The organism is Methylobacterium sp. WL6 (assembly GCF_008040095.1).
Taxonomy (GTDB): domain Bacteria; phylum Pseudomonadota; class Alphaproteobacteria; order Rhizobiales; family Beijerinckiaceae; genus Methylobacterium.
Genome location: NZ_VRVH01000158.1, coordinates 1 through 10149 on the forward strand (window position 1 = coordinate 1; position 10149 = coordinate 10149).

Below are 10149 nucleotides of genomic sequence, written 5' to 3' on the forward strand. Positions count from 1 at the left end.
CCCCTGTGGCCGGACCGGCCGCGGCCCGCCACCCCGCCGGAGCGAGCGCGCGCCGCGCTCGCTCCGGCCGAACCTTCCCCCGACGCGGCCGCCGGCCCCGCCGCGGACCCGACATCGACCCGAGGTGATCCATGACCCAAGCCCATCCGACCAGCGGCGCCGAGCCCGATGCCGCCTGCCCGGTCTCCCTGGAACTGCTCGGCGAGGTCTACCGGGCCGACGAGTACGACTTCCCCGAGATCGTCGCCGGCATCGCGCCGCTGAAGCGGGCGCAGCTCGCCGCCTACCTCTACGGCAAGAGCCACATGCACCAGCTCGGCCTGAAGGTGGCCCGCGCCTGCGAGCGCGAGGACCTGATCCGGGTCGCCGGCGAGGTCGGATCGGTGATCCACGGGCAGGCGCACCTCAAGCCCGCGCCCGCCCCCGTCCCGGTGGTCGAGGCCGGCGCGCCCAAGCCGAAGAAGGTCAGCCTCGGCGGGCCTGCCAAGAAGATCAGCCTCGGCGGCTCGGCCGCCAAGGGCCGCAGCTTCGACTGAAGCCCCTCTTTCTCGTCGGCCCGGATACGGCACCGGTGCCGCGCTGAGGGAGCCCGCGGCGCGCCGGTGCCGCTCGTCGCGCGCGCCTCGCCTGGAGTGTCAACGCATGTACGGTTCTTGGTTCAAGCTCGGGATGGACGCCACGATGCTGGCGTTCGAATCGCAGCAGGTGATCGGCATGCGGCTGATGATGCTCTCGGCGGGCGGGGCCGTCGGCCAGGCCGAGGCGCAGCGCATGGTCACCGAGAAGGTCGTGGCGGCGGGCGAAGCCGCGCTGATGATGGCGTCCGGCGCCTCGACCGCCAAGGTCCTCGCCGGCTACCGGCGCAAGGTCCGGGCGAACGCGCTCCGCCTGTCGAAGCGCTGACGACCCCGCGCCGGCGCACGGATTCGCGCCGGCTTCGCACCGCAACACCCGTTAACCCTGCCTTAACCACCGGCTTTCATCGTTTCCCCGGGACAGCAACGGGAGACGAGACATGGACCTGATCGAGCACCGGGTGCGCGAGCGCGCCTACTACATCTGGGAGGACGAAGGCCGCATCCACGGCCGGGCGGACGCCCACTGGCTGCGCGCCGAAGCCGAGATCGCCGCGCCCGCGCCGATCCTGACGATCGAGGCCGTCGCCGAGACCAGCCTCGCCCCGAGCCCGGCCAAGACCCTGAAGCCCCGCGCCAGCCGCGCCAAGGCCATTGCGAAGCCCGCCGAGGCCGCCGCGAAGCCTGCCGCCAAGACAACTGCCGGCAAGACCGCTGCCAGCAAGACTGCTGCCGCCAAGCCGGCCCCGAAGGCCGCGGCGTCCAAGATCGCGGCCCCCAAGGCTCCGAAGGCGCTCGCGGCCGCCAGCCTCGCCGCCAAGCCGAAAGCCGCCCGCGCCACGACCGGCGCCAGCCTGCACTGAGCCGCCGCCGAGGCCTCGAAACTCGACCGCAAGAGCCCGCCCCTCGACCGAGGGGCGGGCTCTTGCCGTTTCGAGGACCCGATCGGCCCCTTCCCGGATGGCCCCGGATGCGGGATACGCCGATCCTGCAGGCGCGAGGGACGGATCCCCGAATCTCCGTAAGCCAGGGGTTGTGGTTCGCATGCCAGACGCCGTGAGCGGGGCCGACGCGCCCGCATCCGCCAAGCCGTCGGTCCTGACCCACCTCGCGGATCGCCGCATCGTGGCGATGCTCGGGCTCGGCTTCAGCTCCGGGCTTCCGTTCCTGCTGGTCTACGTCACGCAGTCGGCGTGGCTGTCGGAGGCGAAGGTGCCGATCGGCATCCTCGGGCTGCTGAGCGAGCTGACGCTGGCCTACAAGTTCAAGTTCCTCTGGGCGCCGTTCCTCGACCGCTACGACGCCCCGATCCTCGGGCGCTGGCTCGGGCGGCGGCGCGGCTGGATCGTGGCGACGCAGCTCGGCGTGGCGCTGACGCTCGCCGGCATCGCCTTCGGCGACCCGGCCGACTTCCTCGCCTGGACGGTGGTGTTCTCGCTGGCGCTGGGATTCGCCGGTGCGACGCAGGACGTGGTGATCGACGGCTGGCGCATCACCGCGGCGCCGCCCGAGCGGCAGGCGCTGATGTCGTCCTTCGCCGAGGTCGGCTGGCGGGTCGGCAACCTCGCGGCGGGCGCCGGGGCGCTCTACCTCGCCGACGCCTACGGCTGGCGCGCCGCCTACCTGTGCATGGCCGTGCTGATGGCGCCCGGGATGATCGCGGCCCTGATCGCCCCCGAGCCGGAACCCGCCCGACCCGCGGCGCACGAGCGCGCCGGCTTCGTCGAGACCGTGGTCGCGCCGATCCGCGAGCTGGTGACGCGGCTCGGGCCGATGGCGGTGCCGATCCTCGTGATGGTCGCAGGCTTCCGCATGCCCGGCTACGTGTCGAGCGCGATGGCGATGCCGCTGTTCAAGAGCCTGCACTACTCCAACACCGACATCGCCACGGTGACCAAGCTGTTCGGCTTCGGCGTCGCGCTGGCCGGCACGTTCCTGGCGAGCTTCGTCGTGCCGCGGATCGGGATCCTCGCGAGCCTCGTCGCGGGCACCGTGTTCGGCTCGGCCTCGCACCTCGCGCTCGCCTACCTCGCGATCCACGGCAGTGACGGGGGAGCGGCGTTCTGGACCTTCGCGATCGCCGTCAGCGTCGACAGCTTCGCCTACGCCTTCGCCTCGATCGTGCTGATCACCTACATGTCGTCGCTGGCCGCGAGCGAGCACGCCGCCAGCCAGTACGCGCTGCTGACCTCGCTGTGCGCGCTCCCCGGCAGCCTGCTGGCCGGCGCCTCCGGCTTCATCATCGCCGATGTCGGCTTCGCCTGGTTCTTCGTCGGCACGGCGCTGATCGGCGTGCCGGTGGCGCTCCTGTGCGCCTATGTCTGGCACGTCCATCCGCGGACGGAGGCGCCGGCGGCGTGAGTCCGCGACGAGGGCCGTGGAACGGCGGCGAAGCTGTGCCGTTGTCCGACGAGACCCCTGCACCGGCCGGGATACGCGCGCGCCCCGCGCGCCGCCCTGTCCGACACGAGGACCCGATGACGCTCCGCACAGCCGGCCTTCTGCTCGCCCTGCTCGCCGTCCCGGCCGCCGCGCAGGCGCAGGTCTATCGCGACCGCGCGCCGGATGGCCCGCTCGGCGAGACCGTGCCGATCACCGTCGGCGGCCGCGCGCCCTGGCAGCCGGCCTGGGCCTACGATTCCGGCGGCGACAACGACCGGCGGCCGGAGCTGCCCTATTACCAGCAGGGCCGCGGCCAGCAGACCGGCGGCCCCACGCGCAACCTGCTGCCCGACGACGGCCTGCGCCTCGTCCCGATCCCGCGCTGAGCCGATGAAAGCCGCGATCTTCGACATCGACGGGACGCTGCTCGACAGCGTCGATCTTCACGCGGAGGCCTGGGTCGAGGCCTTCAGCCACTTCGGCATCGAGACCGACGTCGTCAAGGTCCGCAGCCAGATCGGCAAGGGCGGCGACGAGCTGATGCCGGTCTTCCTGTCGGAGGCGCAGCTGCGCGACCAGGGCGAGGCGATCGAGGCCTACCGCTCCGACCTGTTCAAGCGCGCCTACCGCGACCGGGTGAAGCCGTTCCCGGGCGTGCGCGCCCTGTTCGAGCGGATCCGCGCCGACGGCACGACGATCGCGCTGGCCTCCTCGGGCAAGCGCAGCGAGGTCGAGCACTACCAGGACGTGCTCGGCATCGCGGACCTCGTCGACGCGGCGACGAGCTCGGACGACGCCGAGCGCTCGAAGCCCCATCCCGACATCTTCGAGGCGGCGCTGAAGCGGCTCGAAGGCATCGACCGCGCCGAGATCGTGGTCCTGGGCGACACGCCCTACGATGCGCAGGCCGCCGGCAAGGCCGGGCTCGCCACCGTCGGCCTGCTGTGCGGCGGGTTCCCCGAAACCGACCTGAAGGCGGCCGGCTGCATCGCGATCTATCGCAGCCCGCAGCACCTGCTCGAAGATTTCGAATCCTCGCCGCTGGCAAAGCACAAGACGATCTGACGTCGAATCCGGTGCGCGCCCGCAATTGTCCCCGCAATCCTGGCATGCGTGTGGCCCGGATGCGACGCGGTCTCGCGCCGGCTACGGACAACGCAGGATAAGACTGGCGCGGGTGGCGCGAAAGGCGTAGCCACCCCGCCGGAACTTCCTGGGATCCTTCTAAGGACGGGGCGGATCATGCGTCAGACGGCCGAGACCAGCGTACAGACCTGGAATCCTTGCAGCGACAGGCCTCTCCACGAGCGGATCGCGGAGGCGGTCCAGAGCCGCGCCACGCCGATCAGCCAGCTCCTGCGCCTGATGTCGGCCCTCGACGCCGAGGGCAACGCCAACGAGAACCTGCGGCTTCAGCTGCGTGCCCGCATCGGCGCGCCGCTCAGCGCCTGAGGCCGACCCGCCCCGATGGGGGCCCGGCGTCGACGACGGTCCCGGCGATGCGCCCGCCGCCGGGGTGAGCCGGAGCAGGACGGCTGCCGGCGCCTCCCCGCATCTCGGCGCGACGCATCGACCGACCCGCAGGCCGTCGTCCTGGCTTCAGCTCCTCAAGGCTGAACCCAGAGGCAGGCCGGCTCGCCCTTCACCGCAAGGCATTCGAACGGCGCGCCGCCGATCATCGCGCGGTGCTCGACCGCGCCGACGTCGGCGCGCCGGATCGCCTTGCAGCCGGGCCGGGTGCCGGCCTGGGCGAGGGCGGCGGCGCGGTCGGGGGCGGCGGTCGTAAGGAGGCGGAGCGACACGAGGGTATCGCAGGCCGCGACCCGATCGTCCGGCTGCGCGAGCGCGGGGGTGACGAGCATCGCGGCCAGCCCGATGCCGGCCCGGCACGCACGCCGTCGGAAATGCCGCTCGATCATGTTTCCCTCGGCGGTCTGCGGACAGGCGGGACGGCCGCGCCAGGCGCGAAGGTCCGGAAGAAACGGCAACGCCGTCCGCGGCGGGCGGACGGCGCTGTCTGGTGGCCGATGCGACGCGGCGTCCGCGTCAGCGCTTGGTCTTCACCTTGGCCTTGCGGGCGGCATAGCGGGCGTCGCGGAGTTCCTTCTTCGCGGCGAGCTCGGCGGCCTTGCGCTCCTGCAACGCCGCGGCCTCGGCGGCCTCGCGGGCGATCTGGGCGGCGAGCTCGGCCTCCTCGCGGGCGCGCTTCTCTTCCGCAGCCTGCTTCTCGGCGGCGATGCGGGCGGCTTCGCGCTCGCGGAGACGGGTCTCGCGGGCCTGGACGAGCTCGGCCCGGGCCTTGGCCTTGGCGATCATCTCGGGGTCGTCGGCCGGGGGGCGCGCCTTGAACTTGGCGAGCAGGGCAGCCTTGGCGGCTGCGGAATTCTGGCGGCGGTCGTCGAAATTACGATAGTCGAATGCGCTCATCTGACCTTTCTCGTACGGTGTCTCACTTCGGGTTTCGGGAGCGTCCGCGACGGATCAATCCGCGGGACGGGGCCGGGGGAACGGGCCCTTCAGCAAATCGGATTCGGCAAGCCTGATTCCGCCTCGCGGCGAATCGAAAAAGCCAATGACCGACGGATGGGCGGCGTGCAACCTGAGCTGCATTCGGAAATCGCCGCGATGGGTGACAATCGTCGTCGCGCCGTCGCAAATCCAGGGACAGATGCGGATATGCCGCAGCAGGACGATCGACGCCCCCGGATCGCTCCGTCCGGAGGCGTCGCTGTCGCGGATCAGGCCGCCTGGAGGTTTCCGGCCGACTGCTTGCCGGTGCGCCGGTCGTTCTCGATCTCGTAGGAGAGCTTCTGGCCCTCGATCAGGTTGCGCATGCCGGCGCGCTCGACGGCGGAGATGTGGACGAACACGTCCTTGCCGCCGTCATCCGGCTGGATGAAGCCGTAACCCTTGGTCTCGTTGAACCATTTCACGGTGCCCGTGCTCATGGCGCCTACCTCCGTCGTATCGATGTGTTGAGCCTGCCGGCCCGAGCGGCTGTCCACGCGCGGGGGTGGGCGAAGCAGGTTGGATGTCGAGATGGAATGTCAGTCGAAGCGACGCCCTTGCAAGTGGCTAAAGGGACAGCGGGCGGAGCAACCCGGCGGCGGCCGGCAAGCATCGACGCACGCTGGAGTTAGGTCGCGGCCTGCCGTCTGACAAGAGTCCGGCCGACAGTCCCGGCGCCGCCCCCTGCGAAGCCCGCCGAAGGTTGCCGCAGCCGGCCCGGCCGTCTAGGTTCGGCCCGGTGCGCGATGGGGTCCGGACGGAGGGTCCGGCGCCCGATCACCCCGGATCCGGCTCGGGCGGGGGACCACCGGCAGCGGCCTTCCTTAAGGCCTGCTCCGGCATGATCGGCATCGCGACGAGGGGGGACTTCGAGATGAGCGCGACGGAATTTCCGCACGCCGCGGACGTGCAGCGGACGGCCGGCCCCTGCGCGTGACGCGACGGAACCCGGATCGCGCCGCCACCGTCCCGCGCGGCCGCAACGGCGCCTTCGCCGGCGCCGTCATGGCCGCCGGCCTGTCCCTGGCCGCCTCGCCGGCCGCGGCCTTCGACCTGTTCGGGTTGTTCGGCTCCGAGGAGGAGCCCCTGGCGCCGAGCGCCACCGCGCTGCCCTACGCGCTGAAGATCCAGGGCACCGACGATTCCGACCTGGAGAAGACGCTGGAGGACACCTCGACCCTCCACCGCCTGCGCCGCGAGCCGCCGCCGGACGGGGAAGGGCTGGTGCGCCGCGCCGAGGCCGACCTGCGGCGCCTGCCCGACGCGCTCTCCGGCTACGGCTACTACGCCGGCCGTGTCACCGTCCGGATCGAGGAGGTGGTGCTCGGCGGCGAGGCCTCGCTGATCGCCGCCGCGCGGGCGGCGGATGCCGAGCGCGCCCGGGCCCTGGTCCCGGTCCGCATCGCGGTCGATGCCGGGCCGCTCTACACCCTGCGCACCGTCACCGTGCGCGACCCGCAAGGCGCCGCCTTCCCCGAGGAGGTGCTGCCGAAGCGCTTCACCCGCGTCGACGACGAGACGCCGGCGCGCTCCAGCCTCGTGCTCGCCCGCGAGGCGAAGATCGTCGACCGCTTCCGCGAGCGCGGCCACCCCTTCGCCAAGGTGGTGTCGCGCGATCCCGTCGTGGACGACGCCGCCCACGTCATGGACGTGACCTTCACCGTCGATCCCGGCCCGCAGGCCGGCCTCGGCGCGGTCACGGTCCGCGGCACGAAGGACATCGACCCGGCGGTGGTGCGCTCCTTCATCGACGCGGAGCCGGGCGACCCGTACTCGCCGAAGGCGCTCACCGACATGCGCCGGGCGCTGGTGAAGGTCGAGGGCCTCGGCTCGGTGCGGGTGCGCGAGGGCGAGGCGCTGGATGCGCAGGGCAACCTGCCGATCTTCGTCGACGTGACCGAGCGCGACCGCAACCTGATCGGCGTCTCGGCCCGCTACTCCACCGTCGACGGCCCCGGCATCCGCGCGACCTACGCCAACCGCAACCTGTTCGGCGGCGGCGAGACGATCCGGCTCGACGCCGACCTGTTCTACCTCGGCAACGATCTCTACGCCACGCAGCGCAAGCTCGCCGGCATCGAGTCGAACGGGCTCGGCGGGCGCCTGTCCGCCACCTTCGTGAAGCCGGCGCTCTGGGGCACCCGCAACGACCTGATCGCCAACCTGTTCGCGGGTCGCGAGGCGCAGCAGAGCTACGTCGCGGACGCCGCCGGCGGGACGCTCGGCGTCCGCCACCGCTTCTCGGACACGTTCTACGCGCAGGTCGGCGTCGAGGGGCAGGCGGGCCGCGCCCAGGACGCGCTCGGCAAGGTCGATTACCGCCTGGTCGGCATCCCGGTCTCGGTGTCCTACGATTCGACCGACAACCTGCTGGACCCGACCAGGGGCGTCCGGCTGACGGCCTCGGCGACGCCCTATGCCGGCTTCCTCGGCTCCGATCCGTCGATCTTCGTCGCCAAGGCGCAGGGCTCGACCTACTACGCCCTGGACGAGGACGCGCGGTACATCCTCGCCGGCCGCCTCGGCTTCGGCTCGATCTCCGGCGCGAGCCTGGAGGACATCCCGGCCAACATCCGCTTCTTCGCCGGCGGCGGCGGCTCGGTGCGCGGCTTCCCCTATCGCACGCTCGGCCCGCGCGGGCCGTTCAACCTGCCGGTCGGCGGCCGAAGCCTGCTGGAAGCCTCGTTCGAGGCCCGGATCAAGGTCACCGACACGATCGGCGTGGTGCCGTTCTTCGATGCCGGCACGGCGTTCGCCGGCTCGCTCCCCGATTTCGACGAGCGCATCCGCACCGCGGTGGGCCTCGGGCTTCGCTACTACACCGGCATCGGCCCGATCCGCGTCGACGTCGCATTCCCCCTCGACCGGATCAAGGGCAACCACGAGCGCCCGGTCGCCCTCTACATCAGCCTCGGGCAGTCGTTCTGATGGGGATTCGGGATCGGTTCGCGCGCGTTCTCCCTCCCCCCGCAGGGGGGGGAGGGATCCGCGTCGCCGTCGCGATCCTGCTCGTCCTCGGCCTCGCCGCGCCCGCGGCCGTCACCCAGGCCGCCGACGAGGCCGAGAAGACCGTGCTCGGCGGGCTGCTGTCGCGCGCGCTCTCCACCCCGTCGTCGCGCGTCGCCATCGGCGCGGTCGACGGCGCCCTCTCGTCGGACGCCACGATCCGCGACGTGGCGATCAGCGACCGCGACGGCGTCTGGCTGAAGCTCGACCGGGCGCGCATCGTCTGGCGCCGCCTCGCGCTGCTCTCCGGCCGGCTCGAGGTCGACACCCTCGAGGTCGGCCGGCTCGACGTGCTGCGGCGCCCGGTGCCCTCCGCCGTCGCCGCGACGCCGGAACCCGACGGCACCCTGCTGCCGGACCTGCCGGTCAAGGTCGAGATCAAGGACTTCTCGCTCGCCGAGCTCGTCCTCGGCGAAGGGCTCGCCGGGCAGCCGGCGCGGCTCTCGGCCAAGGGCCGGGCGAAGCTCGGCGCGCCGTCCGAAGGGCTCGACCTCGACGCGGCGGTGCAGCGCCAGGATGCCGGCGGCCGGTTCGGCCTCAAGCTGCTGTTCGTGCCGCAGGGCGAGCGCCTGGAGCTGAAGGCGACCCTGAACGAGCCGGCCGGCGGCCTGCTCTCCAGGGGCCTGAACATGCCCGGCGCCCCGCCTGTCGACCTCGACCTCGACGGCCGCGGGACGCTGGACGCCTGGAACGCCCGCCTCGACTTCTCCGCCGGCGAGACCATCGGCGCCCAGGGCGGCGCCCGGATCTCGCGGGTCGGGGCCGAGCGGCGCCTCGCCCTCGACCTCGCCGCGCGCATCGAGGGCCTGCTTCCAGGCCCGGCCGCGGCGGTGTTCTCCGGCACGACCAAGCTCGACGGCGCCCTCGGGTTTTCCGATGGCGGCGCGCTCAGGATCGACCGGCTCGAGCTGACCTCGCGGACCGCCCGCCTCGACGCGCGCGGCACCCTGGACGCGGCACGGAACGCCGACTTCACCCTCCAGGCCCGCGCCGTGCCGACCGAGGGCGGGGTGACCCGGGCCGCCGACAGCGAGCTCAAGACCCTGGTGTTCGACGGCAGCCTGAAAGGCCCGCTCGCCCGGCCGCACGTGGCGGGCAGCCTGAAGGCCGCCGGCCTGCGCACCCGGGACAGCGCCCTGGACCTCGTCGAAGCCCGGCTCGCGGCCGAGCCCGCCGCGGCCGACCGCTTCGACCTCAGCGCCGACGCCCGGGTCGAGGGGCTGACGCTGCCCGACCCCGCCCTGCGGCGGGCGCTGGGCGCTCGCGCCGCCTTCGACTTCCGCGGGACCCTGGAGCCCGACAACGCGGTTTCGGTCTCGCGCCTGCACGTCGAGGCGCCGACGATGCGGGCGGACTATGCCGGCCGCGTCGGGCGCAACACGCTCACCGGCACGGTCGAGGCCGCGCTGTCAGACCTTTCGGCCTTCTCCGACCTCGCGGGCCGGCCGCTCGCCGGAAGGCTGTCGGGCACGGCCAAGCTCGGCGGCGATCCGGCGCGGAAGGCCGTGACCGCGGAGGTGGATGTCCGCACCGAGGCGCTGTCCCTCGGGCGACCGGCGCTCGACGGGCTGCTCGGGGCGGCTCCGCGCGTCACCGGGCGCCTGTCCCAGGTCTACGACGGCTACGCCTTCGACGGCGCGAAGCTCGAGGGCGCGGCCGTCGAGGCGCGCGACGACGG

Annotated in this window: 11 protein-coding genes and 1 pseudogene; 9 read left to right on the forward strand and 3 right to left on the reverse strand. The window is 72.8% G+C overall.

Annotated features, from left to right (window positions below):
- Nucleotides 1-131 precede the first annotated feature (131 nt).
- From FV230_RS18265 to FV230_RS18295, 7 genes are all read left to right on the forward strand, one after another.
- Nucleotides 132-536: a hypothetical protein gene (locus FV230_RS18265; RefSeq protein WP_147727278.1), complete on the forward strand. Its 405-nt coding sequence runs from the start codon at nucleotides 132-134 to the stop codon at nucleotides 534-536.
- 106 nt (nucleotides 537-642) lie between these two features.
- Nucleotides 643-903: a hypothetical protein gene (locus FV230_RS18270; protein ID WP_147843407.1), complete on the forward strand. Its 261-nt coding sequence runs from the start codon at nucleotides 643-645 to the stop codon at nucleotides 901-903.
- Between the two features lie 112 nt (nucleotides 904-1015).
- Nucleotides 1016-1438 (forward strand): DUF2934 domain-containing protein, encoded by a 423-nt coding sequence (locus FV230_RS18275; protein ID WP_147843408.1) that lies wholly within the window; start codon nucleotides 1016-1018, stop codon nucleotides 1436-1438.
- 181 nt (nucleotides 1439-1619) lie between these two features.
- Nucleotides 1620-2936, forward strand: coding sequence for an MFS transporter (locus FV230_RS18280; RefSeq protein ID WP_147843409.1), 1317 nt, complete (start codon nucleotides 1620-1622; stop codon nucleotides 2934-2936).
- Between the two features lie 116 nt (nucleotides 2937-3052).
- A complete protein-coding gene (locus tag FV230_RS18285) occupies nucleotides 3053-3343 on the forward strand; it encodes a hypothetical protein (RefSeq protein WP_147843410.1) in 291 nt (96 codons plus the stop codon).
- 4 nt (nucleotides 3344-3347) lie between these two features.
- On the forward strand, nucleotides 3348-4022 hold the full coding sequence (locus FV230_RS18290) for an HAD family hydrolase (protein WP_147843411.1): 675 nt from the start codon (nucleotides 3348-3350) through the stop codon (nucleotides 4020-4022).
- A 177-nt stretch (nucleotides 4023-4199) separates the two neighbouring features.
- The gene (locus FV230_RS18295) at nucleotides 4200-4409 is read left to right on the forward strand and encodes a hypothetical protein (protein WP_147843412.1); all 210 of its coding nucleotides are present in this window, start codon (nucleotides 4200-4202) and stop codon (nucleotides 4407-4409) included.
- Nucleotides 4410-4564: 155 nt separating this feature from the next.
- Here the strand turns inward: FV230_RS18295 and FV230_RS18300 are convergent, their stop codons facing one another.
- The 3 genes from FV230_RS18300 to FV230_RS18310 all read right to left on the reverse strand — a co-directional run bounded on the left by FV230_RS18300 (nucleotide 4565) and on the right by FV230_RS18310 (nucleotide 5905).
- Nucleotides 4565-4876, reverse strand: coding sequence for a hypothetical protein (locus FV230_RS18300; protein WP_147843413.1), 312 nt, complete (start codon nucleotides 4874-4876; stop codon nucleotides 4565-4567).
- A 127-nt stretch (nucleotides 4877-5003) separates the two neighbouring features.
- The gene (locus FV230_RS18305; protein ID WP_147727286.1) at nucleotides 5004-5384 is read right to left on the reverse strand and encodes a DUF6481 family protein; all 381 of its coding nucleotides are present in this window, start codon (nucleotides 5382-5384) and stop codon (nucleotides 5004-5006) included.
- Nucleotides 5385-5695: 311 nt separating this feature from the next.
- Nucleotides 5696-5905 (reverse strand): cold-shock protein, encoded by a 210-nt coding sequence (locus FV230_RS18310; protein WP_018043862.1) that lies wholly within the window; start codon nucleotides 5903-5905, stop codon nucleotides 5696-5698.
- Nucleotides 5906-6470: 565 nt separating this feature from the next.
- Here FV230_RS18310 and FV230_RS18315 point away from each other — a divergent pair.
- Together FV230_RS18315 and FV230_RS18320 are read left to right on the forward strand one after the other, a co-directional pair.
- The gene (locus tag FV230_RS18315; protein ID WP_147843414.1) at nucleotides 6471-8393 is read left to right on the forward strand and encodes an autotransporter assembly complex family protein; all 1923 of its coding nucleotides are present in this window, start codon (nucleotides 6471-6473) and stop codon (nucleotides 8391-8393) included.
- A pseudogene (locus FV230_RS18320) lies at nucleotides 8393-10149 on the forward strand (hypothetical protein); the annotation flags it as partial. The gene FV230_RS18315 and the pseudogene FV230_RS18320, both read left to right, overlap by 1 nt.